25 protein-coding genes are annotated in these 24,235 nt (G+C 40.1%); 17 read left to right on the top strand and 8 right to left on the bottom strand.

Features of this window, described 5'->3' with window-relative positions; all coding sequences use genetic code 11:
• The first annotated feature begins 169 nt into the window (after nucleotides 1-169).
• Both fkpA and fklB read left to right on the top strand, forming a co-directional pair.
• A complete protein-coding gene (gene fkpA, locus SOI81_RS17090) occupies nucleotides 170-895 on the top strand; it encodes an FKBP-type peptidyl-prolyl cis-trans isomerase (RefSeq protein ID WP_064785717.1) in 726 nt (241 codons plus the stop codon).
• A gap of 49 nt (nucleotides 896-944) precedes the next feature.
• Nucleotides 945-1,640 carry an FKBP-type peptidyl-prolyl cis-trans isomerase gene (gene fklB / locus SOI81_RS17095; RefSeq protein WP_320541049.1) on the top strand — a complete coding sequence of 232 codons (696 nt, stop codon included), beginning with the start codon at nucleotides 945-947 and terminating at the stop codon, nucleotides 1,638-1,640.
• Between the two features lie 47 nt (nucleotides 1,641-1,687).
• On the opposite strand, the gene murJ is transcribed toward fklB, so the two are convergent.
• Nucleotides 1,688-3,238, bottom strand: a complete 1,551-nt coding sequence (gene murJ / locus SOI81_RS17100; RefSeq protein WP_239976331.1) for a murein biosynthesis integral membrane protein MurJ — start codon at nucleotides 3,236-3,238, stop codon at nucleotides 1,688-1,690.
• Nucleotides 3,239-3,310: 72 nt separating this feature from the next.
• Nucleotides 3,311-3,880, bottom strand: coding sequence for a 1,6-anhydro-N-acetylmuramyl-L-alanine amidase AmpD (gene ampD / locus SOI81_RS17105; protein WP_239976330.1), 570 nt, complete (start codon nucleotides 3,878-3,880; stop codon nucleotides 3,311-3,313).
• A gap of 171 nt (nucleotides 3,881-4,051) precedes the next feature.
• Here ampD and nadC point away from each other — a divergent pair, with 171 nt between their 5' ends.
• Nucleotides 4,052-4,897 carry a carboxylating nicotinate-nucleotide diphosphorylase gene (gene nadC, locus SOI81_RS17110; protein WP_239976329.1) on the top strand — a complete coding sequence of 282 codons (846 nt, stop codon included), beginning with the start codon at nucleotides 4,052-4,054 and terminating at the stop codon, nucleotides 4,895-4,897.
• On the opposite strand, the gene SOI81_RS17115 is transcribed toward nadC, so the two are convergent.
• The 5 genes from SOI81_RS17115 to hmp all read right to left on the bottom strand — a co-directional run bounded on the left by SOI81_RS17115 (nucleotide 4,894) and on the right by hmp (nucleotide 10,771).
• On the bottom strand, nucleotides 4,894-5,061 hold the full coding sequence (locus SOI81_RS17115; RefSeq protein ID WP_031952031.1) for a hypothetical protein: 168 nt from the start codon (nucleotides 5,059-5,061) through the stop codon (nucleotides 4,894-4,896). The two genes, nadC and SOI81_RS17115, sit on opposite strands and share 4 nt — an antisense overlap.
• 177 nt (nucleotides 5,062-5,238) lie before the next feature.
• Nucleotides 5,239-7,407 (bottom strand): phosphocholine-specific phospholipase C, encoded by a 2,169-nt coding sequence (locus SOI81_RS17120; protein ID WP_320541050.1) that lies wholly within the window; start codon nucleotides 7,405-7,407, stop codon nucleotides 5,239-5,241.
• Nucleotides 7,408-7,695: 288 nt separating this feature from the next.
• Complete coding sequence (gene rph / locus SOI81_RS17125) at nucleotides 7,696-8,412, bottom strand: ribonuclease PH (protein ID WP_002120794.1); 717 nt, start codon at nucleotides 8,410-8,412, stop codon at nucleotides 7,696-7,698.
• A 160-nt stretch (nucleotides 8,413-8,572) separates the two neighbouring features.
• Entirely contained in the window at nucleotides 8,573-9,715 is a 1,143-nt protein-coding gene (locus tag SOI81_RS17130; protein WP_239969465.1) for a fatty acid desaturase family protein, read from the bottom strand.
• 30 nt (nucleotides 9,716-9,745) lie between these two features.
• Nucleotides 9,746-10,771, bottom strand: a complete 1,026-nt coding sequence (hmp, locus tag SOI81_RS17135; RefSeq protein WP_320541051.1) for a ferredoxin reductase — start codon at nucleotides 10,769-10,771, stop codon at nucleotides 9,746-9,748.
• Nucleotides 10,772-10,944: 173 nt separating this feature from the next.
• On the opposite strand from hmp, the gene SOI81_RS17140 reads away from it, so the two are divergent.
• Together SOI81_RS17140 and SOI81_RS17145 are read left to right on the top strand one after the other, a co-directional pair.
• Nucleotides 10,945-11,583 carry a TetR family transcriptional regulator gene (locus SOI81_RS17140; RefSeq protein ID WP_320541052.1) on the top strand — a complete coding sequence of 213 codons (639 nt, stop codon included), beginning with the start codon at nucleotides 10,945-10,947 and terminating at the stop codon, nucleotides 11,581-11,583.
• Nucleotides 11,584-11,720: 137 nt separating this feature from the next.
• Nucleotides 11,721-12,368 (top strand): TetR/AcrR family transcriptional regulator, encoded by a 648-nt coding sequence (locus SOI81_RS17145; RefSeq protein ID WP_016142592.1) that lies wholly within the window; start codon nucleotides 11,721-11,723, stop codon nucleotides 12,366-12,368.
• Nucleotides 12,369-12,455: 87 nt separating this feature from the next.
• On the opposite strand, the gene dsbA is transcribed toward SOI81_RS17145, so the two are convergent.
• Nucleotides 12,456-13,073, bottom strand: a complete 618-nt coding sequence (gene dsbA, locus SOI81_RS17150; protein ID WP_016142593.1) for a thiol:disulfide interchange protein DsbA/DsbL — start codon at nucleotides 13,071-13,073, stop codon at nucleotides 12,456-12,458.
• Between the two features lie 180 nt (nucleotides 13,074-13,253).
• Here dsbA and ubiG point away from each other — a divergent pair, with 180 nt between their 5' ends.
• From ubiG to rutR, 12 genes are all read left to right on the top strand, one after another.
• Entirely contained in the window at nucleotides 13,254-13,967 is a 714-nt protein-coding gene (ubiG, locus tag SOI81_RS17155; RefSeq protein WP_005804826.1) for a bifunctional 2-polyprenyl-6-hydroxyphenol methylase/3-demethylubiquinol 3-O-methyltransferase UbiG, read from the top strand.
• Nucleotides 13,964-14,665: an HAD-IA family hydrolase gene (locus tag SOI81_RS17160; RefSeq protein ID WP_320541053.1), complete on the top strand. Its 702-nt coding sequence runs from the start codon at nucleotides 13,964-13,966 to the stop codon at nucleotides 14,663-14,665. The genes ubiG and SOI81_RS17160 overlap by 4 nt, the downstream gene beginning before the upstream one ends.
• 68 nt (nucleotides 14,666-14,733) lie before the next feature.
• Complete coding sequence (gene yciK / locus SOI81_RS17165; RefSeq protein WP_009387635.1) at nucleotides 14,734-15,480, top strand: YciK family oxidoreductase; 747 nt, start codon at nucleotides 14,734-14,736, stop codon at nucleotides 15,478-15,480.
• A gap of 212 nt (nucleotides 15,481-15,692) precedes the next feature.
• Nucleotides 15,693-16,106, top strand: a complete 414-nt coding sequence (locus SOI81_RS17170; RefSeq protein WP_320541054.1) for an RcnB family protein — start codon at nucleotides 15,693-15,695, stop codon at nucleotides 16,104-16,106.
• 238 nt (nucleotides 16,107-16,344) lie between these two features.
• The gene (locus SOI81_RS17175; protein WP_320541055.1) at nucleotides 16,345-16,674 is read left to right on the top strand and encodes an RcnB family protein; all 330 of its coding nucleotides are present in this window, start codon (nucleotides 16,345-16,347) and stop codon (nucleotides 16,672-16,674) included.
• A 120-nt stretch (nucleotides 16,675-16,794) separates the two neighbouring features.
• A complete protein-coding gene (gene argA, locus SOI81_RS17180; protein WP_320541056.1) occupies nucleotides 16,795-18,150 on the top strand; it encodes an amino-acid N-acetyltransferase in 1,356 nt (451 codons plus the stop codon).
• 336 nt (nucleotides 18,151-18,486) lie between these two features.
• Nucleotides 18,487-19,455, top strand: coding sequence for a sulfonate ABC transporter substrate-binding protein (locus tag SOI81_RS17185; RefSeq protein ID WP_320541057.1), 969 nt, complete (start codon nucleotides 18,487-18,489; stop codon nucleotides 19,453-19,455).
• Between the two features lie 70 nt (nucleotides 19,456-19,525).
• Nucleotides 19,526-20,509, top strand: coding sequence for a sulfonate ABC transporter substrate-binding protein (locus SOI81_RS17190; RefSeq protein WP_320541058.1), 984 nt, complete (start codon nucleotides 19,526-19,528; stop codon nucleotides 20,507-20,509).
• 26 nt (nucleotides 20,510-20,535) lie between these two features.
• Nucleotides 20,536-21,711: an FMNH2-dependent alkanesulfonate monooxygenase gene (ssuD, locus tag SOI81_RS17195; RefSeq protein WP_320541059.1), complete on the top strand. Its 1,176-nt coding sequence runs from the start codon at nucleotides 20,536-20,538 to the stop codon at nucleotides 21,709-21,711.
• Entirely contained in the window at nucleotides 21,708-22,505 is a 798-nt protein-coding gene (ssuC, locus tag SOI81_RS17200; protein ID WP_016142599.1) for an aliphatic sulfonate ABC transporter permease SsuC, read from the top strand. Before ssuD ends, ssuC begins: the two co-directional genes overlap by 4 nt.
• A gap of 13 nt (nucleotides 22,506-22,518) precedes the next feature.
• Complete coding sequence (gene ssuB / locus SOI81_RS17205) at nucleotides 22,519-23,319, top strand: ABC transporter ATP-binding protein (protein ID WP_320541060.1); 801 nt, start codon at nucleotides 22,519-22,521, stop codon at nucleotides 23,317-23,319.
• A 259-nt stretch (nucleotides 23,320-23,578) separates the two neighbouring features.
• Entirely contained in the window at nucleotides 23,579-24,199 is a 621-nt protein-coding gene (rutR, locus tag SOI81_RS17210; protein WP_009387703.1) for a TetR/AcrR family transcriptional regulator, read from the top strand.
• Nucleotides 24,200-24,235 lie beyond the last annotated feature (36 nt).

Below are 24,235 nucleotides of genomic sequence, written 5' to 3' on the forward strand. Positions count from 1 at the left end.
GGATCAAATGATCCGGTTTTTTATTTAAGATTTTTTAAGTCTATCCCTACTAAAACTAACTAAAATATATAAAAAACCACTCGTTTTTTTTCTTAAACATTCTATGCTTAAGCATGCTAAGATCAAAAGCAGCCTTTTTAGACTCAAATGATTATTTTTGGAACCTTTTATGAGTAAAGCCTTACCCATTGCTGTCGCTGTAGTTTTAGGCGGTGCTGCACTTGTACCAGTATATTATGCAAGCCAACATCCGACCACAGAAGTCGGAAGCAAGGCAAATAAAAATGCCTCTCCAATTGAAAAAATCAGTTATGTTCTTGGGTACGAAGTTGCTCAGCAAACTCCACCTGAGCTAGACACAAAATCATTTGTGAAAGGAATTCATGATGCTCGTAATAAGCAGCCAAGTGCTTATACTCAAGAAGAGCTAAAAGCTGCTGTTACTGCTTATGAAAAAGAGTTGCAGCAAAAAATGCAACAACAAGATAAACCAGAGCAAGCTGCTGGAGCAGCGTCTGAATCTGCAGACGTTCAATTCCTTGCAGAAAATAAAACTAAAGCTGGTGTAAAAACTACAGCTTCTGGCTTGCAATATATCATCACTAAAGAAGGCACAGGTAAACAACCAACTGCGCAATCTATGGTGAAAGTACATTACGAAGGCCGTTTAATTAATGGACAGGTTTTCGATAGTTCTTATAAGCGCGGTGAACCAGTTGAGTTCCCACTCAATCAAGTTATTCCGGGCTGGACTGAAGGTCTTCAACTGATGAAAGAAGGTGGTAAAGCAACGTTCTTTATCCCATCTAATCTTGCTTATGGCCCTCAGGAACTTCCTGGTATTCCAGCAAACAGTACGCTGATTTTTGATGTAGAACTCATTTCAGTGAAATAAAAACATTCAGGAGAGTAAAACAGTACTCTCCTTTTTTTTGGAAAACAGTATGAAAAAAATTGGTTTAATTATTGCAACATCAACAATGAGTTTATCTGTTTTTGCTGCTACACCTATCACAAATAAAAGCCCAGCAAAAGAACAGTTTAGCTATAGTTATGGCTATTTAATGGGTCGTAATAATACTGAAGCATTAACAGATTTAAATCTTGATATTTTTTACCAAGGCTTACAAGAAGGTGCTCAGAATAAAACAGCTCGCTTAACCGATGAAGAAATGGCGAAAGCAATTAATGATTATAAAAAAACATTAGAAGCCAAACAGCTAGTCGAATTTCAAAAACAAGGTCAACAAAACGCTCAGGCTGGCACTGCATTTCTTGCTGATAATGCAAAAAAATCAGGTGTAATTACCACTAAGTCAGGTCTTCAATACCAAGTATTGAAAGAAGGGACAGGTAAAAAACCGAAAGCTGCATCACGTGTGAAAGTGAATTATGAAGGCCGTTTACTCGATGGAACTGTATTTGACAGCTCAATCGCTCGTAATCATCCAGTTGAATTTCAGCTTAGCCAAGTGATTGCAGGCTGGACTGAAGGTCTACAAACCATGAAAGAAGGTGGTAAAACACGTTTCTTTATCCCTGCAAATCTCGCTTATGGTGAAGTTGGCGCAGGTGACACGATTGGTCCAAACAGCACTTTAATTTTTGATATTGAATTGCTACAAGTTTTACCAAAATAAATGTATCAGATATAAAAAAAGCGATCTAAATTGATCGCTTTTTTATTTTAATGTTTTAAATCTCTTGGTCTAAAGCCTGTGAGTAATAAGCCAATTAAGTAAGCGATTACACCTACTACACATAACCCTACAACTTCGGCAACACGAAGCCACTGTGAGAGCTCACCGTTATACCAATTTAACCCGAACCAAAGCGCTGCAATCATTGCAAGGTTTGCTAAACCATATTGAAGCACTAGTTTTTTCCAATGTGAACCAAATCGGAAAATATTACGCTTGTGCAAATAGAAGTAGAGTAAACCGGCATTCACTAAAGCTGAACCTGAAGACGCTAGTGCAAGTGCCATATGTTCTGCATGCCAATCGATAAGCTTAAAGAAACCAATAAATACAACGTTTAAAATCGCATTAGCGGCAACAGACATTAAGCCTACGCGCACTGGTGTTTTCGTGTCTTGCTGTGCATAGAAACCAGGTGCAAATACTTTAATAAGCATAAAAGAAATTACACCAGCGCTCATACATTGCAATGCTAGAGCTGTCATTTGTGTATCACGTAAATCAAACTCGCCACGCTGGAATAAAGCTTGAATAATCGGTGTTGAAAGCATAAATAAGGCAATACTTGCCGGTAATCCTACCAATACAATGACTTTTGCAGCCCAGTCGATCATACCGCGGAACTTTGCTTGGTCTTGCTCTGCATGACGGGCAGAAAGTGAAGGTAAAATTACTGTACCAATCGCGACACCGATTAAACCTAACGGTAACTCAGTCATACGTTCTGCACTATATAGCCAAGATACCGAGCCATCTTGCATAAATGATGCCCAAATCGTATTTAACAGCAGGTTAATCTGAGTCACAGATACACCAAATAATGCTGGAAGCATGAGTTTTAGAATACGCTCCACACCCTCATGTTTAAAATCAACTTTAGGTGGAATCAGTAAATTTTTACGCCACAATTCAGGAATTTGTATCGCTAACTGTAACACCCCAGCCACTACAACCGACCAACCTAATGCTTTGATTGGCTCAGCCATATACGGCGTAAGCCACCACGCCCCTGCAATCATTGCTACATTGAGTAAAACAGGTGAAAAAGCTGGTGAAGCGAACGAGCCATAACTATTTAAGATGCTGCTGGCAAAAGCTGTGAGCGACATAAACATTAAATAGGGAATGGTCAAACGGAACATGCTGACGGCTAAATCGAACTTTTCCGGATCACTGTGAAAGCCCGGTGCATACATATAGATGATTGCAGGTGCTAAAACCATAGCCACAAAAGTGAGTAAGGTCATGATTGTTAATAAACAGCCAAATACGCGACTAATTAAAATCTGTACTTCAGCATGTGCTCGACCCGTTTTATATTCAGTTAATACGGGAATAAATGCCTGCGAAAAAGCCCCTTCGGCAAACAACCGTCGAAAGAAGTTAGGAATACGAAAAGCAACGACGAAGGTATCAAAATCTTTACCTGCACCAAACACGTTGAGCAATACGACGTCACGTACTAACCCTAACACTCGTGACAACATCGTCATTGCACTGACAATAAAAGTCGATCGCCACAATGCCATCGCACTCACCTACAGCTATATTCGAAAGTCGCTATTGTAATGAAACTAAAAAATCTTTTCGTTGTGAAATGATGAATGAACTCAACTTTTTTTCTGAGCCAGTAATTGTCTAAAGTGCTGCCATTTAAAATGAGGGCCCGGATCGGTTTTTCGGCCAGGGGCAACGTCTGAGTGACCTGCAATATGGTTTTTAATTTCTGGATAAGCTTGGCGAATGACGGTAACAACATCTGTTAATACTTGATATTGTACTTCTTCAAAAGGTAAATCATCACTTCCTTCAAGTTCTATCCCAATTGAATAATCATTGCATTCTATTTTGGATAAATAGCTCGAACGTCCGGCATGCCATGCCCGATCATTAAAATTAACAAACTGGAGGACTTCACCAGTTCGTAAAATCAGCAAATGCGTAGAAACTTGCATGCCTTCAATAGTTTGAAAATAAGGATGAACTGACCAATCTAGCTGATTTTGAAAAAACTGCTCAATATATCCGCCTCCGAATTGAGACGGCGGCAAACTAATATTATGAACCACAATCATTTGAATTTCGGTACCAGTCGGACGCTGGTTAAAATTTGGAGAAGGGATTTGTCTCGCCCCTTTTAATTGCCCATCTATAACTTCATACGGTGTGATTTGCTTCATTGAGATGCCAATAAATTGCTTGCCAATTGTTTTAGTTTAAAACAGTTAACTACTTTTCAAAGTATTAAATGCGATTGTTTATCGCGATTAATCTCATAAAACAGCTTATTTTTAAAGTCGACGGTGCTAATATATCGCAAGTTTTAGGGTCATCTACAAAATGGAAACCGTATGAGCATACCTCAGTCTTTGCTTGAACAATCAATTCAAATCAATATTCAACAAGCATTACAAGAAGATATTGGGGACGGCGACATTACCGCTATGCTCACACCTGAAGATGAGCAAGCAACCGCGACCATTATTAGCCGTGAAGATATGGTTTTAGCTGGCCAGCCTTGGGTAAATGCACTCATCTCAGCTTATGACAATACTGTACAGGTAACTTGGTTAAAACAAGAAGGTGACCGTGTTGCCGCAAATGAAGCCTTTTTAAAACTTGCAGGCTCTGCACGTAGCTTACTTACTGTAGAGCGCCCTGCTTTAAACTTTATTCAAACTTTGTCTGCTGTTGCAACAAAAACTGCTGAATATGTTCAACATCTTGAAGGTTTAAATACAAAACTTCTCGATACGCGTAAAACCTTACCAGGCTTACGTATTGCACAGAAATATGCTGTAGCTATTGGTGGCGGACAGAACCATCGTCTCGGTCTATTTGATGCATTTTTAATTAAAGAAAATCATATTATGGCGGCGGGCGGTATTGCTCAGGCAATTGAAAAAGCACATCAAATTGCACCAGCTAAACCTGTTGAAGTCGAAGTTGAAACTTGGGATGAGCTAAATCAAGCGCTTGAAGCTGGTGCAGACATTGTTATGCTCGACAACTTCAGTCAACAGCAAATGATTGATGCTGTAAAACATGTTGCAGGCCGTTGTAAACTCGAAGCATCAGGCAATATCACCATTGAAAACTTGCGCGAAGTTGCCACTACTGGTGTTGACTACATTTCTATGGGTGTACTAACTAAAGACGTTAGAGCTGTTGATTTATCAATGCGTTTTAATGCTTAGATAAAATCTGCATCATTATTGGTATTTTTTTGCGACTTGGTCATGTCTGCTGCTTGTGTTTTTTGCCATGCTGACTGGGTCGCTTGTGCTCCATTATCACGTGGGTCAGCAGCCATTAAAACAAATGTAACTACTGCTAATAATACAATAAAACCTTGTAGCATAAATTTTCCCCATTACTTTAAAAAATCAGGGTTTCAAGGTAAAAGATAAATATGACGAGGCTTAGGAGATTCTGTTACAGAACGTAGTCATATTCATTTTTTTGTTGATCTCTATGATTTTTAATAATTTTTAAAATATGCAAGAAAGAGTTTTTCTTGCACATACTTTTATAGAACCTAAGACTCTACATAACCCATATACGGATCAGAAATTGAATCTTCTTGAGTTTCAATACGTCCTGCAAAACGGCGACTGAAAGTAGCATCATCAGCTAAAGTCACAGTGAAGTCGTACCAACCTCCAAATTCAGACATATCCCAAACCAGTTCTTTTTCAGAACTATTCGTTTCTATAGTCCACATCTTATTTGGAAGATAAGCATTTGCTTTGACTGTCAGCTTGACTGACTTATTGCCGTCGTGACGTACTTTTAAATACAAATTCGCATCACACTCTTCAACACAGACTCTAATTTCTGGTAATGCTTGAGTTTGATTGGCTTGGATAAAATTACCTTTAAACGCGCGGTGGAAACCATTTGGACCAAGTACCCATAAATCGTACTGTCCATTTATAGTAGTCCATACGTCATCAAGCTGTTTACCCGCCTCAACCATATAGCGACGAGGAGCTACTGTAAGATCTAATCGGTTATACACATGAAAAACAGCTGCCTGCTTGCCCGTATTTGAGAACATCAGCTTTACAGTCTTTTGTGCTGCATCGACTTTGGCACTGGTGTGTAAAATATATGGCAAAGCACGCGATGGTCTAATTCCCATTTCCTGCTGAGGAAATTGTTGCTGGCTCGGAACAGGAACTTGTGGCAATAAGGCTTGAGCAACACGAATCGCATCGGCTTCAGCTTTTGTTTTCTTCCCATCTAATTGGGCTATAGGCATGAGGTTTGGTGTTTTGAAGTTAAAAGCCGTCGTTAAGTCACCACATACGGCACGGCGATATGGGCTAATATTTGGTTCTTGCACACCAAAGCGTTTTTCTAAGAACTGTAAAATAGACGTATGATCAAAGACTTGTGAATTCACCCATCCCCCTCGGCTCCACGGTGAAATCACATACATGGGAACACGCACACCTGGCCCATACACTCGACCATCTGGCTTAGGTTGAGATTTTGAAGTCGCTACTGCCGGATGGTTAAAGTACTCATAAGATACTTGCTGATCATTTAAAGTCGTTTTTCCATATACGACACCGTTTATATCTTTAAAGGGCGCACTTGGTGAAGGAACATGGTCAAAGAAACCGTCATTCTCATCAAAGTTCACCAATAAAACGGTTTGGCTCCACAGTTCAGGATTTTCAGTTAATGCATTTAATACTTCCTGAATATACCAAGCCCCCTGCACAGGACTAGATGGTCCTGGGTGTTCACTATAGGTCGCAGGAGCGACTAACCAACTCACCTGTGGTAATTTACCTTGTGCAATATCAGCTTTAAAAGTTCCTAAAAAACCACCGTCTGGCATGGTATTCGCAATACCTTTATAAAGTGGTTGAGTCGCATCGATTTTTTCATCGTATGCAGGACATGTCGGCGTGTCGTTACTGACAGGCTGACCCGATTGTTCATTTGCACGGCGATATTGTTTAAAGCCCGCAAGCGGGTTATCTGTAAAGTTATCTGGCATATTTTGATAAACTTTCCATGTCACGCCAGCCTGCTGTAAGCGTTCAGGATAAGTCGTCCATTCATAACCTTCTGTTGATGGTCCAATCCCATCAAATTCATTTACCACACTGGCCACACCTGCGCCTGTCGGGCCATTAGTACCCGTCCAGATAAATTTACGGTTCGGGTTAGTTCCCGCATGCATGGCACAGTGATAAGCATCACAAATCGTAAAAGCATTGGCTAAAGCAAACTGATATTCGACTTCCTGTTTTTTGTAGTAGCCCATCGACTGCGGTTTTTTATAAGCCACCCAGTCGCTCATGCGACCATTGTCCCAAGCTGCTTGGCCATCAGACCATGAGTGAGGAGTTCCTGAAACACGCTGAGCATTTCCTAAACGACTATCGAGATGGTACGGCAATACTTTATTTTTCTTGGCATCATATTGCTCCCAAACCTTTCGGCCTTCCGTCATTGGAATAGTAAAGCGGTCACCGAACCCACGCACGCCTTTTAGTGTTCCGAAATAATTATCGAATGAGCGGTTTTCCTGAGTCAAAATCACGATGTGCTTAACATCTTGAATAGTTCCACTTTCAACTTTGGCATCAATAGCTAAAGCTTTTTGAATACTCAGCGGGAAACTCGCTAAAGCAGCTGTCCCAAACATAGTTTTTGTAGAATTTAAGAGAAATTCGCGACGATTCATTAGTTCTATCCTAAGTTCTTATTATGGTGCACAGTGCATTTTGCAATTACTGGTGGGCGGTGTTGTTGGCGATGAATTATCTGAGTCGTTATCATCGTTACAAGCACTGAGCATGAGTGCTAAAGATGTAATTAATAAAAGTGAAAGTTTTCGCATTAGTTTTTCCAAACGTTTTAAATGCGAACTACTAATAAAGCGTAAAAGTGACAGGCAAGTGATGTTTTTATGTCGATTTGATGAAGGCATAAAAAAACGCATCCGAAGATGCGTTTTTTAGAAAGCGTAAAATTACCAGCCTAAAGCTTCTTGTTGCTTTTTAATGAGCTCGGCAATTCCTTTTTCAGCCATTTCTAACATGGCATTGCTTTGTGCACGAGTAAACGGTTTGTCTTCGGCTGTACCTTGAATTTCAATAAACTCGCCAGCTTGTGTCATTACGACGTTTAAGTCAGTTTGACAGTTCGAGTCTTCTTCATAACAAAGATCAAGCAGTACTTCGTCTTGATACATACCTACAGAAATTGCAGCAACTAATCCTTTAAGCGGATCATGCTTAATTTTCTTTTGCGATAACAAAACATTCATTGCATCAACTAATGCTACAGCCGCACCAGTGATCGAAGCAGTACGTGTACCACCATCAGCCTGAATTACATCGCAATCGATCGTAATCGTGTTTTCACCAAGCTTTTTCAAATCAACCATAGCACGTAAGCTACGACCAATGAGGCGCTGGATTTCCTGAGTACGACCAGTCTGTTTACCACGAGCCGCTTCACGATCACAACGTGAATGTGTTGAGCGCGGTAACATGCCATATTCTGCCGTTACCCAGCCTTGACCTTGGCCTTTTAAAAAGCGTGGCACTGAGTTATCAATGCTTGCAGTACAAAGGACTTTGGTGTGACCAAATTCGACCAGCACAGAACCTTCAGCATAACGGGTGTAGTTTCGTGTAATTTTCACTTCACGTAATTGGTCTAATGCACGTTGGTCAATACGCATAATCCTTCCTAACTTCTCTTAAATACAAACTTGGGCATAGTATAGCAAAGGATTTTGACAGGTTGAGTTTATTCCCTACTTTCAAATGTAAGTCTGCAATTTTCATGACTTGAAAAATAAAAATAGCCCCTAAAAAGGAGCTATTTTGAAATAACTTAGATTACGCAAATTTGAATTTTGCTTTTAACTTTTCCAATGTCTGCATAACTTTTCCAGTGGTATGGTTTGGCAGTGAACATTTCGCCAAACGTACCCATACACTCCAGAACTGGCGCATAAAGTTCGCTTCGTTGTAGTTAATGCCATATTCTGCGCAAAGTGCCTTAATTTTCGGTGCTACTTCTTTATAGCGGTTAGCTGGCATATCTGGAAATAAATGGTGTTCAATTTGATGACTTAAGTTACCACTCATAAAGTGCATCCATTCTGTACCACTAAAATTACTTGAACCACGAATTTGACGTAAATACCACTCTGCCTTGGTTTCAGTGTCGGTATTATCAGGCTCAAACGTTTCTGCATCTTCTGTAAAGTGACCGTTAAAAATCACGGCAGATGACCACAAGTTACGAATAATATTAGCAACTACATTTCCTGCAAAAACCGGTAAAAACATAGGACCAGAGATCACAGGGAAAAACACATAGTCTTTTAAAACTTGACGAGTGGCTTTTTTACGTACTTTAGATGAATCTTTCCAAACTTGTTTCCAGCTCTTGGTTTTATAAACTAATGCATCTTCAAGATGTAAGTTTTGTACACCCACATACCATTCAAAGAAAAACATTAACTGTAGACCAAGTGGAATATTAAATAGGTGACGAGGTTCCCACTTCTGTTGATCACTTACTCGCAAAATACCATAACCGACATCATGGTCTTTACCAACAATATTGGTATAAGTGTGGTGCACATAGTTATGTGTTTCACGCCAGTCATCGCCCGATGCAATGGTATCCCAATCGTAAGTATTACCGTTCAGACTTGGTTCATTTAACCAGTCAAACTGACCGTGCATAACGTTATGGCCAAGTTCCATGTTTTCTACAATTTTAGAAATACCTAATAAGCCTGTGCCTAGTAGCCAAACAGGCGGAATCCAACCACCAAACATCAACATGCCACGTGAGGCGATTTCGGTGTAGCGAACAAAATTACGCACTTTGTAGATATATTTCGCGTCTTGTTCACCAAGACTTTGCATAACATCTTGACGAATCTGCTCAACACGGCGACCAAACTCTTCTGTCTGTTCTGGAGTTAAATGAGCAGATTTAGAAACGGTAGAAAATTCTAATGCCATATTCATAAGGTTAATCCTCTTTAATTCTTTTTATAGATCAATCGTGACTGGGCTTAATGCCTGGCTCACGCATAGTTTAATTGGACGGTTGGGTTGGTCTTCAATTTCACCAGTTAACAGGTTTTGAGTGACGCCGCTGACTTTGGTGCAGCTACATTTATTGCAAACACCCATACGGCAACCATGTTGCGGACGTAAACCTGCTTGCTCTGCACTGCTCAGTAAATTTGTTTCAGCTAAAAACTCATGCTGGGCACGGCGGAAAATAATACGCTGTGCTGCATGTGTACCAGTCACTTGAAGTGGCTGAAAATATTCTTGATAAAGTTGCGACTGAGCACCCTTTTGGGCATAAATTTCATTTGCCTGGTGCATCATGCCGTGATGACCACACACATACGTTGCAGTCTGCGCGTAATCAGGAACCAACTTTTGCAGTAATTTTTCAGTTAAATGCTGCTTTTGCTCGGATGTATTAAAAAAATGATAGTGAAGCTCGGGATGCTTTTCTGCCAAAGCTTTTAATTCAGCATGAAAAATTTCTGCACGATTAAAATAAATGACATGAATTTGTTCAAGCTGCTGTTTCAACGCTTGCTGCAAAAGTGAATAAATTGCAGTTATACCGCTTCCTGACGCAATTAAAATCGCAGGATGCTGGCCTTGGTGCAAAGTAAAATCACCTTGTGGCTGTGAAATCTCAATGCACTCTCCAACATGCAATCGTTGGGCGGCACTCGACACCAAGCCTTGTACTTTAATACCTAAAGCGATTTCACCCTGAGTAGTCACTTCAATAATTGAATAACTACGCTGTTGGTAAACGCCATCGATGAGCAAAGTCAGCAGAATACTTTGACCTGCTCGGACCTGATCGAAATTAAAATTACGATTCGGTTTGAGTTTGATCAGCACCATATCGGTATGAAGTGGCTGAACAGTAGTAACTTCTGCAAGTACCCTTTTCCAAGCCCAAGTCGCGTTAATTTTCTGTAAAACAAAATCAACAAAATCTTCTCGAACCCAATGTGGCTGATAGCTAAGTGTTGCGTTCATACGTTCCTCTTTTGTTTCTGGCTATTTATTTGAGTGAACACATGTTCGTATAGTGAACATATGTACACTATATTTATAACTGTTCACTCAGTCAACACTTGTTCACTATTTTTTTTATGAAAATTTGCTCTTTTTTGTTAGACTTTGGCTCACGGTTTAAATAGGTTCTTTTAATGTCGATACGGGATGAACGAAAACAGCAAAGTCGTCAGGCACTCCTTGATGCAGCCTTGCATCTGAGCACGTCTGGGCGTTCGTTCAGTAGTATCAGTTTGCGTGAAGTTGCACGTGAAGTAGGTTTGGTACCAACAGCGTTCTACCGTCATTTTCAAGACATGGATGAACTCGGCAAGGAACTGGTCGATCAAGTTGCCTTACATTTAAAAAGTGTCTTACATCAGTTAGGACAAAGTTATTTACAACATAAATCTGCTAAGACCCAAACCAGTATTGAGCTATTTGTACAGGCAGTAAATCATAGCCCTAAACAGTGGCAATTTATGATTTCGGAGCGTTGGGGAGGCTCAGAAACAGTTCGTGCAGCTATTGCACGAGAAATCGAATTTTTGATCGAAGATCTCACAACTGATCTTACTAAACTCGAAAATTTTAAACATATTCAAGAGCCTCAAGACTTAAATGTCTTATCTACCATTTTGACCAATATGTCATTTACATGGGCAATGACGTGGCTCAACCTAACAAAACAATATCAAGGTGAACAGCTCAAGCTGCAACAAACTGCCTTTATTGAAAATGCTTCTACACAAGTTCGCCTACTCTTTAGAGGGATTGCAAACTGGGAACGGTAAAAGCGGCAAATGACAAAAAATAGGTTATGTGGTAATACGTAAAGAGAGAAAGAAAAAGGCTAAAAATTTCGAGAAAAGTCTTTTTCTTTTTACAGGAAGTAAATTATTAGTTAGGCCAAACTGGTGTGGGAATACCTATGAATCTTGATCGTCATACACAGTTTTTGATGCGTAAAGAAAAAATTCTGAGCGTGGCAGAAAAGTTGTTACTAGAAAACAATCAGGAAATTACTCTAGATGAGTTAGTGGCCGAGCTAGATATTGCTAAAGGCACACTTTATAAGCATTTTAGAAGCAAAAATGAGCTTCTACTTGAGCTTATTATTCAAAATGAAAAGCAAATTTTAGAAATTTCTAAAAAATATAATACAGATTTCAAAGAGTATGCCCCTCATTACATGCTTCACCATTTGCTTACGCCAGGCAAAACCATTTTATTGCATCAACTTGAAGAAAATCTGACAATGACAGAATCTAAGTTGAAGCATCTTTTCGAAGAGCTTTATGAAATCCGCCAACAACGTATTTTAGCAATTAAAGATATTACCGAAAGTTATTTAAAATCATTGAACTATGATATGTCGATTCGTGACTATTTGTCTTATATCTGGTCACTGACTTACGGCGCATCCCTACTTTTAAACTCTACGTATTACCAACGTTCGATTGGTTCTCGTCAGAAATTAATTAATTTATATATTAATCAGGCATTATCACTACCGACTCAAACAGCTAATTTTGATGTTTTAAATTTTCAAATTGAAGATGAAAATCAGCAAAATTAATTGAAATATTTCGTGATAATTAACGATAAATTAAATATAAAAATGGGCTTCATATGAAGCCCATTTTTGAAGTAAAGCCTAAACAACTTATTTTGCTTTACGTTCTTTCTCAATTAAATAATTAAGCACTTGAGTAACTTTACCATCTTCACCCTGCACCACGTATTTACCATTAACGACAACTGCAGGAACACCTGTTAATTGGTACTGTTGAGCAAGTTTATTTGACTCGGCAACTTTTGCAGTCACAGCAAACGAGTTGTAAGTACTATTAAACTTCTGTTCAGGCACGCCATAACGAGTAAAGAACTTCGCAGCAGAAGCTTGATCAAAAATTTGTTGACCGTTCACTTGAATCGCATGGAATAGTGGTAAATGCGTGCGTTTACGTACACCTAATGCCTCAGATGTATAATATGTACGCGCCCCTTGTTCCCACATTTTATTCATTGCAGCTGGTGTACGCACAAAACGTACATCTTTAGGAATCTGCTTTAACCACGTTTGCATATGCGGTTCAAGTTTAAAACAGTGTGGACATCCATACCAAAAGAACTCTCGAACTTCGATTTTCCCCGGAACTTCCACTTTGCTTGGATTGGCAATCACGGTGTAGTCTTTACCAGCAACAAAATCTGCTGCCATTGCACTACCCGATACGGCCATAATTGCTGCACTCAAACCACCCAAAACCAATTTTTTCATTGTTACAGCTTTTCCTCTAAGTTGTTATGCATTAGCTTATGCTCTAAATATAAAACAAATATGCTAAATTCGTTTTGCTTCTGTGAAGTTTTTTATTGGGTTTATCGCTTTTTTCCCAATAATCGCTACACTAACGGCGAACTACATCCAAAAAGATAACTCAAGTTTAGAGGTAGCACCATGTCGCAATTGAATGTTGATTTACAAGAAATCGCAAAGTTTGAAGCACTTGCTGCCAAATGGTGGGATCAACATTCTGAATTTCGCCCACTCCATCAAATTAATCCACTACGTCTAAACTGGATTGATGAACGTGCAGGCGGTCTAGCTGGTAAAAAAGTACTTGATGTCGGCTGTGGCGGCGGTATTTTAGCCGAAAGCATGGCACGTCGTGGTGCAGATGTACTAGGCATCGATATGGGTGAAGCACCTCTAGCCGTTGGCCGTTTGCATGCTCAACAAGAGAATGTTCAAAATATTGAATACCGCCAAATTCCTGTAGAAGAATTAGCACAAGAACAAGCAGGCCAATACGACGTGGTGACTTGCATGGAAATGATGGAACATGTTCCAGATCCGGCATCTATTGTAAAAGCTTGTCAGGCTTTAGTTAAACCAGGCGGCCATGTGTTCTTCTCGACCATTAACCGTAACCCAAAATCTTATTTATTTGCCATTATTGGTGCAGAGTACGTACTACGTATGTTGCCAAAAGGCACGCATGATTATCATAAATTTATTCGACCATCTGAAATGGCACATGATATTCGTAATGCCGGCCTTACCTTAAAAGAAATGACTGGACTGCATTACAACCCTCTGACCAAGCATTATTGGTTAGCGCCGAATGTCGACGTTAACTATATGGTTCATACGATTAATACAGGTGCATGATGAAAGCTGTTTTATTTGATTTAGACGGTACGCTTATCGATACAGCTGCGGATTTCATTCGTATTATTCAGCAAATGTGCCGTAATGAAAGACGTCCTGTGGTTGATGCAGACCTAATTCGCACTCAAGTTTCTGAAGGTGCGCGTGCGATGGTGAAATTGGTCTATCCAGAGCTAGATATTGCCAATCCAATTTTCTTGGCCCATCGTCAAAACTTTTTAGATATTTACGGCAATAATATTGTGGTTGATACAGATCTGTTTGAAGGTATGTATCCGCTTCTAGAAGAGTTAGAAGCTGCGCAAATCCCGTGGGGTATTGTGACCAATAAACCACGCGGTTTAAGTGAATCTCTTTTAGAAAAGTTAAATCTGACAGAACGCTGTGCGGTTTTGGTATGTCCTGAAGATGTCAGTAAAACAAAACCAGACCCTGAACCCATGTATTTAGCTGCTAAACAGTTAAATATCCCAGCAGATGAAATTATTTATGTAGGTGACCACCCACGTGATATTGATGCTGGTCGCAATGCCAATATGTACACGATTTTAGCTGCATACGGCTATCTACCTATTGAGCACCGTGATGATCTCGCTGCTTGGCAGGCTGATTCGATTGTAAATACGGTGACAGAATTACACGATATGTTACGTCAAAAGCTTCCTGCTCTACAGGAAAATCAGCGTATGATAAGTTAACATCAGAGTTTTATAGACTTTTTTAACGGTTACTTGTTTTATCAATATAAAAAGAAGGAGGTTTACCAATGAAATATTCAGAATATCAACCTCGTCCGGATCTACTCAAAGATCGTGTTATTTTAATCACCGGTGCTGGTGATGGAATTGGGCGAGCTGCGGCTCTAAGTTATGCCCTACATGGTGCAACCGTTGTCCTGCATGGTAGAACCTTAAATAAACTTGAAGTGATTTATGATGAAATTGAAAGTCTCGGTGCACCGCAACCCGCGATTTTACCGCTACAACTTTCAAGTGCCTCTGACCGTGATTACGACTTTTTAGTCGATACTCTCGAAAAGCAGTTTGGACGTTTAGACGGTATTTTGCATAATGCGGGTATTTTAGGTGAGCGTGTAGAGCTGGCACATTATCCTACAGAAGTATGGGATGACGTGATGGCAGTTAACTTACGTGCTCCGTTTGCCCTCACTCAAGCCTTATTACCACTTTTGCAAAAATCAGAAAACGCCTCTGTCGTATTTACCAGTTCTGGTGTAGGCCGTGAAGCGCGTGCTTTATGGGGCGCCTATTCCGTCTCCAAAATTGCAATTGAAGCAGTGAGTAAAATTTTTGCAGCGGAGAATACTTATCCAAATATCCGCTTTAACTGTATTAATCCAGGCGCAACACGTACTGCAATGCGTGCTAAAGCCTACCCACAAGAAGATCCGAAGACATTACCTACACCTGAGTCAATCTTGCCTGCCTACCTCTATTTAATGGGTGAAGACAGCTTGGCGCTCAATGGTCAAAGTATTGATGCACAGGATTAAAAAGTTAAAGATGAAAAGCTAAATTACGGCCAATCATCAAATCTGGCTTGCCTATACCTGAAAAGATATATACAAGCCTTTTTTACGATTGATAAAAACTCTTGATCTATCCGTAATTTTAATTGAACCATTAAATGATCTTCACAGTTTCTCTGCATTTTGCGCGTAGAGTATTCAACATGAGAGACATCAGATGTAAACGAGGATGCATCATGAAAAAGTTGTTCACCATCTTAGCCCTATGCATAACCGTACTGACCACCAGTATGACAAGCTTTGCTGATCCCCCTTTTGACCGAGGCCATGGCCCTAAAGGTCCTAAAGGCGGAGGACCACGCGGTGAGTGGAATGATCGTGGGCCAGGATTTGGACGTGATCATGATGAAGATCGTATCCGTGACGAACGCCGTATGCGCGAAGAACGTGGCTTTGAACGGTTGAAACAGCATCGCTGGCAGCCGGGTTATGTTATGCCACAGCACTATCGTGGCAATGGTTATAAAGTCGACTATAAAGACAGCAACCTACCTAAACCGGGCCGTAATCAGCAATGGTACAAAATCAATAATGACTATATTTTAGTCGATACAGATTCTAATAGTATTGTCAGTATTCGTGGTTTTTAAAGCGATAGAGCCTCGCTATCGCTGAATAAAAAGGATAAAGCCTTCGGGTTTTATCCTTTTTTATGCCTTATCTAGTTTAAAAATAAAAACTTTTCATATTTTCATATTAAGTATTTTCTTAATTTCTTCTTATTTCATATTGGGTTTTCACATTTATTCTTCTTGGTCTCCACGATTTATCTGCAATTGTTCACTAATCTTTAGTTATTGAAATTTAGCTCATGATTCGAGGTTCATAATGAAAAAATTAACAACAGCAATTGTTCTTTCACTTACTGGTTTAGTTGCAACAACAGCAATGGCAGCGCCTAACGATCATAATCACCATGGCAACTATCAAAACCATGAAGTAAAAACAGTTAAAGTGATTAAAAAAGATGACCATCGTAATGCTTGGCGAGTGGGTCAAGTTGTACCTCATGAATACCAACACTCACGTTACGTGATTGACTATCGCCAACATCAAAAATTAACTAAACCGGGTCGCTACCAAAAATGGTACAAAGTGAACGGAAATTATGTACTGGTGAATGAACAGAGCCATAAAATCATTAGAGTTGTTCACTAATTTAAAACTTTTTAAACACCCAAACTTAGATTTGGGTGTTTTTTTATCTAAAACATGCGGCTTTAATCTTTTTTGTTTAGAATCATCTTTATATCTTTTTGCTGTTGATTCGAGATCGGTATGTCAAGTAAGCCTGTAAGTAAGTCGCATAATAACACCCAGCATTATGTACACTGGTTTCGACACTCAGCACCCTACATTAATGCGCATCGCGATAAAACGTTTGTCTTGATGTTCGGTGGCGAAGCAGTTCGCCATCCTAATTTCGAACATATTATTCATGATATTGCACTATTACATTCTCTTGGTATCCGATTAATTCTCGTACACGGCGCACGTCCGCAAATTAATCACAACCTTAAAGAAAAAGGAATAGAAACTCCTTTTTATGACAATAGCCGAATTACCACACGTGAATCTTTAGGTTGTGTCATGAATGCTGTAGGCTCTATTCGCCTAGAAATTGAAGCATTACTTTCTATGGGTTTAGCGAACTCACCCATGTATGGCGCTCGAATAGATGTCGTATCAGGTAATTTTGTGACTGCGAAGCCTTATGGTATTCGTGATGGGATGGATTTCCAGCTCACAGGTGAAGTTCGTTCTATTGATACCGATGCGATTGATCGACACCTCGATAATCATAATATTGTGCTATTGGGGCCAACAGGTTATTCCACTACAGGCGAAGTATTTAACTTACGAGCAGAAGAAGTTGCGACCAAAACTGCAACTTACCTAAAAGCAGATAAACTCATTTTTCTAGGTGAACAACAAGGATTGCTAAATGAAGATGAGCAAATATTACGTGAGTTAAGCCCACATCAACTGGACTACTACATTCAACAATACCAAACCATCAGTCCAACACTCACTTTGCATTTACAACAAGCAAAAAAAGCGTCTTTATCAGGCGTACACCGTGTTCATCTCATTTCTTATGCTTATGATGGTGCCCTCCTCGAAGAGTTATTTACTCGAGATGGCATAGGGACCATGATTACCGATGCGCATTATGAAGAAGTTCGCACAGCTCACATTCAAGATGTGGGTGGTTTAATGAATTTATTACGTCCGCTAGAAGAAGAAGGTATCTTGGTTTATCGTTCACGTGAACGTTTAGAGCAAGAAATTAGCCAGTTCGCTGTCATTGAACGTGATGGTACAATTCTAGCATGTGCCGCCCTTTATCCAATTCCGACCGAATTTAACGAGACTCGTTCCGCAGAAATTGCCTGTGTTGCAGTACATCCAAGTTATCGTAAATCAAATCGCGGTAGTCAAATTCTGCAATTCCTTGAAGAAAAGGCAAAAGAACAAGGTATTCGTCAATTATTTGTTTTAACAACGCGTACTGCTCATTGGTTTTTAGAACATGGTTTTCATCAGGTGAGTGTTGATGACTTACCAAATGCTCGTCAGGCGCTTTATAACTACCAAAGGAATTCTTTAGTCTTTAAGAAACTGCTTCCCTAGCCTTTGCTTTTTTTAAGATATTCTTATTTCAGATAAGCTTAGTTAAAAAAGTACGACCGTAAAGTCGTTTAATTTATGGTTGTACTTTTTTTTAAATCTTTAAATTTCATTATTCTAATAATTTTTATTTTATTTACATAACCTTAAATAACTTTTTATAAAGATCATCTTATTTAATAAATCATTTTTTTGCATAAGTTTATCGCCGAAAGTTTTTAGCTTTTTTTTACATAAATAAAGTCCGAATACTTATTTTTTCTGAAATAAAAATCCCTTTAGGGTATCTGCTCATCCAATTATTTTTTTCTTTTTCTCTTTCGGGGAGCACGAAATCTCATGGCACTTTTCAACACCACTTCATGGGCAAAATATTCAGTCATCGCGGCCAGCCTTGCAGGAGCGATGATGTTAAGTGGTTGTGCCAAAAAAGAGGAACAGGCCACCACAACTTTAAATATTGGTTATCAAAAATATGGCATCCTTCCTATTTTAAAGGCTCGTGGTGACTTAGAAAAAGCACTAAAAGAACAAGGTGTACAAGTAAAATGGGTTGAGTTTCCTGCTGGACCTCAATTACTTGAAGGTTTAAACGTAGGAAGTGTCTCACTCGGTGAAGCAGGCGAAGCTCCTCCAATCTTTGCGCAAGCTGCCAATCCAAATTTAGTTTATGTCGCAAACCAACCTGCTGCGCCAAAAGCCGAAGCACTATTGGTACAAAAAGATTCTCCTATTCACTCTATTCAAGATTTAAAAGGCAAACGTGTTGCTCTTAATAAAGGTTCGAATGTTCACTACCTTTTATTAAAAGTCTTAGAAGCCAACAACTTAAGCTTAAGTGATATTCAACCTGTTTATTTACCGCCGTCAGACGCTCGTGCTGCATTTGAAAAAGGTGCAGTAGATGCATGGGTGATTTGGGACCCGTTCTTTGCAGCAGCTGAACATCAAATTCAGGCACGAGTTTTAGCAACAGGTGAAAATTTAGTAAGCAATCATCAGTTCTATCTAGCTGACCGTAAATTTGCAGAAAATAATCCGAAAGTACTCAATACAGTTGTGCAAACCCTTAACCAGACAACCCAATGGGTGAGCTCACATCAGGATGAAGCAGCCAAGCTACTCGAAAAACCTACAGCACTTGAGTTTGATGTACTCAAAACTTCTATTTCACGTATGGGTTTTGGAGTTCAGCTAATATCTGACAAGGTGGCACAAGAACAACAACAAGTAGCGGATGCCTTTTATACGCAAAAGCTCATTCCAAACAAACTCACCATTCAAGACGCCATTTTAAAACTGAAATAAACCCAGCTTAGGCACGGCAAATAACCATATAAATGCTGTGCCTTACCTTAAGGGGAACAAGGATATCAATATGCAACATCAGTCATTATTTAATAAGAGTCAGTGGGCACAATTAGCTAAACGCATCAGTGCAGTCACTGTATTAGGTTTAACAATTGCCGCACCCGCTTGGGCGATTGACCCAACTGTAAAAGAACTTCGTATTGGTTTTCAAAAAAGTTCGATCAACTTTGCGATTGCCAAACAGCAAAAATTATTTGAACAAGAATTTCCTAATGCCAAAGTTACTTGGAATGAGTTCCCTGCTGGCCCACAAATTTTAGAAGCTTTAGCTGTCGGTTCACTTGATGTAGGTGTTACTGGAGATACACCTCCTGTCTACGCACAAGCGGCTGGCAAGCCTTTGTATTACATTGCCTATGAAGCAGCTAAACCACTAGCATCGGCAATCTTGGTTCCTAAAAACTCGCAGCTCAAACAGCTGAAAGACCTTAAAGGCAAACGAATTGCTCTGCAAAAAGGTTCTAGCTCACATTACTTACTTGTACAAGCCGTACGCAAAGCAGGCCTAAACTGGAGTGACATTACGCCAATCTGGCTTACTCCAGCCGATGCTCGCGCAGCATTTCAAAAAGGTGCCGTAGATGCATGGGCAATTTGGGACCCTTACTTCGCTTCAGCACAACTAGAAGATCAAGCTCGTGTTCTTGCGTCTGGTAATGGTTTAAGCCCGAACTATACCTTTTATTTAGCAGCTCCAAATTTTGTTAAACAACACCCGAAAGCTGTTTCAGGGCTCATCAAACAAATCAATCAAGCCGATAAATGGGTTCAAAGTCACCAAGCAGAAACGGCAGGTGCGATTGGGCAAAGTACAGGTCTTAAACCTGCGACCAGTGATTTATTTATTAAACGCCGTCCGCGCCCTTCATCGGCAGCTCCTCTTAACAGCAAAGTGATTGCTGAGCAGCAACAACTCGCAGACATCTTTACTCAACAAGGCATCATTCCAAAACCAATCAGCATCAAACAAGCTGTTTGGATCGCCAAGTAATTTCAATAGACATATAGGTAATGCACATGAAAATTTTCTGGTTTATTCCTACTCACGGTGATAGTCGCTATTTAGGTACAAGTAAAGGCGCTCGTCAGGTTGACCATGCCTATATGAAGCAAATTGCTGTGGCAGTAGATAATTTAGGTTATGAAGGTGTACTTATTCCAACGGGCCGTTCATGTGAAGATCCATGGATTACGGCGGCTAGCCTGATTGATGCAACTCAGCACCTTAAGTTTTTAGTTGCATTACGTCCTGGTGTAACAACACCAGCTTTGGCTGCTCGTATGGCTGCAACATTTGACCGTTTATCGAATGGTCGCGTGTTACTCAACTTAGTGACTGGTGGTGATGAAGCTGAACTACGCGGTGATGGTTTATATGAAGACCATGAAACCCGTTATCAAACAGCCAATGAATACGTAAAAATCTGGCGTGAAATTTTGACGCGCTCACATACGGGTGAAGCCTTTACCTTTCACGGTGAACGCTTACAGGTGGATGATGCAAAACTGCTTTACCCACCTGTTCAAAAGCCTTACCCACCACTTTGGTTTGGTGGTTCTTCAGACGTCGCTGTCGACCTCGCGGCTGAACAAGTGGATACCTATCTCACTTGGGGCGAACCGCCAGCAGCAGTCAAACAAAAGATCGAACATGTTCGCGCCAAAGCTGAGGCTAAAGGCCGTAAATTAACTTATGGTATTCGCTTGCATGTCATTGTTCGTGAAACTAACGAACAAGCTTGGGCAGCGGCAAATGAGCTGATTCAATATCTAGATGATGCGACTATTGCTGCTGCACAGAAGAAATTTGCACAAATGGACTCGGTAGGCCAACAACGTATGGCTGCTCTCCACGGCGGTAACCGAGACAAGCTTGAAGTCTCTCCAAACCTTTGGGCAGGTATTGGTTTAGTCCGTGGTGGCGCTGGTACAGCACTTGTAGGTGACCCAGAAACAGTTGCCGCTCGTATTCAGGAATATGCTGATTTAGGTATTGATACATTTATTTTCTCAGGCTATCCGCATCTTGAAGAATCAATCCGTTTTGCAGAGTTAGTATTCCCGTTATTACCAATTGAGACCCGAGCTAAACTTGCTCAGCCAAATTTGACCGGTCCATTCGGTGAAATTATTGCTAACAACTATGTTCCAGACGAGAAGAAGCAAAATAGATCCGTCAAGGAGCCTGCATGAGCAAAGCTGAAAGTATTGTTTCACGTGGAACCAAGCAAATCGGGCAGCGTTTGCTGCCTTGGATTTTCCCAATTGTTCTATTGGTAGTTTGGCAAATTGCCTCAAGTTCGGGACTTTTAGAAAGCCGTATTTTGCCTGCTCCCACTGCCGTGGTTTCCGCTTTTTGGCATCTACTCATTAGCGGTGAGCTTTGGCAACATGTCAAAGTCAGTGCCGGGCGTGCTTTGCTTGGCCTTTTAGTGGGTGGTGGTTTAGGTTTGTTATTGGGTTTGCTCAATGGGTCTTCGCGTTTCGCCTCTACTCTGCTCGATACGACCCTGCAAATGATACGGAACATCCCAGCATTAGCACTTATTCCACTCGTCATCTTGTGGTTCGGTATTGATGAAACAGCGAAATTATTTTTGGTCGCAGTAGGTGTTTTCTTCCCTATTTATATCAACACTTATCACGGTATTCGATCAGTTGACCCTCAATTGATTGAAATGGGCAAAAGTTATGGACTTTCACGTTGGCAGCTCTACAAAGAAATTATCCTTCCGGGTGCGATGCCTTCTATTTTAGTCGGTTTACGTTTTGCTTTAGGTTTAGTTTGGGTATTACTCATTGTTGCTGAAACCATTTCAGCTCAAGCAGGTATTGGTTATATGACTATGAATGCACGTGAGTTCTTACAAACTGATGTAGTTCTGGTTGGTATTCTTCTGTACGCCTTACTAGGCAAACTGGCAGATGTTTTAGCACAGCTTTTGGAACGCTATTTACTACGTTGGCACTCTGGATATCAGAAATAAGGGAGCTTAGAACATGACAAATCTGAATTTAAATATTAATCAGAATGAAGTGCAGCTCATTCCGGAAGAACCAACAGAATCTCAAGAACCTGTATTAGGGGCAGAGATTCTGATTGAGCAACTTTATAAATTCTATGGCGAGGTAAAGGTCCTCGAAGATCTTGATCTACACATCCAACCAGGTGAGTTTTTAGCTATTGTTGGTCGAAGCGGTTGTGGCAAAAGTACATTACTACGTTTAATTGCCCAACTTGAAAAAGCCAGTTTTGGGGAAATCAAATTCAAATCTGCTCGACATTTTCGTGAAGGTATTACTAACGATGATATTCGTGTCATGTTTCAAGACCCACGCCTACTCCCTTGGAGGAATATTCTTCAAAATGTGCAACTGGGTTTACCTAAAGCGCAACATGCTTTAGCAGAAGAATTACTGGAAAAAGTTGGTTTAAAAGAAAAATCAGAACAATGGCCTTCACAGCTTTCAGGTGGTCAACGTCAACGTACTGCCTTAGCCCGTGCGTTATCTCATACTCCGCGTATTTTGCTGTTAGATGAGCCATTAGGGGCATTAGATGCGTTAACTCGTCTTGAGATGCAAAGCTTGATTGAGCGCTTGTGGAAAGAGCAAGGCTTCACTGCAATTTTAGTCACCCACGATGTAAGTGAAGCAGTGCAATTGGCTGACCGTATTATATTATTAGATAAGGGCCAGATTGCTCAAAGCTTCCAAGTTAATTTGCCGCGTCCCCGTAAAAAGAGTATTTCTTTTGCTCAGCTTGAACAGCAAGTACTCGATGCGGTTTTAGCAACCTAAGGTTGCGATGAGTAAAGAGAATCGCTCAGCCGAAAAATGCACAATTTATGAGCAATAAAATTGCTGTTTTATTGCTCTTTTTTAGGGCGAAATTTAAAAAATATTTTTAAGAATAACAATAAACTAGTGAATCTCTCTATTTTTTGCACAATAGTATATCTATTACGCAAATAACTAGCCGTTTTTTGATTAAAAAAGCAAGACACCTGTGCACAAATCAAACAATTTCCCTTACAATGGGAATATTATTTTTTTAATTATGCAGCAGATGGAACAAAAAAAGAGTACCCAAAAGCGCAATCAGCTCCTTGCTGCCGCCCTTGACGTATTTTCAGTCTATGGGTTCAGTGGTGCAAGTCTGGATGAAATTGCCCAACTCGCCGACATGCATAAGTCGAATATTTTCTATTACTATGAAAATAAAGAGTCTTTATATGTAGAAGTGCTCACAACTGTTTTACAAAAATGGTTGGCTCCCTTACAAACTTTAGAAGCTGAATTAGAACCAGCCGAAGCCTTATCGCACTATTTAATTCAAAAAATCGAACTTTCTCGTAGCCAACCGAAAGCCTCTAGATTGTTTGCATTAGAAATCATTCAAGGTGCTCCGCATATTTTGCCTATACTGAAAGGGCCTTTGAAAAAGTTATTCAAGCGCAAAGCTAAAGTCATTCAGACGTGGCAAGAAGAAGGGAAAATTTCCCCAGATATCGACCCGGAATTATTAATCTTAAATATTTGGGGCCTTACGCAAAACTATGCAGATTTTGCAACCCAAATGGAAATGGTAACTGGAAAAACTCTGCGTAACCGCAGTATGTTCCAGCGTTCAATTGAGCATACAGTCCACCTAATGCTCTACGGTGTATTGCCTCGTTAAAACAAAAAAAAGATCGGCAAATTTGCCGATCTTTTT

It is taken from the genome of Acinetobacter pittii, assembly GCF_034067285.1.
Classification (GTDB): Bacteria; Pseudomonadota; Gammaproteobacteria; order Pseudomonadales; family Moraxellaceae; genus Acinetobacter; species Acinetobacter pittii_E.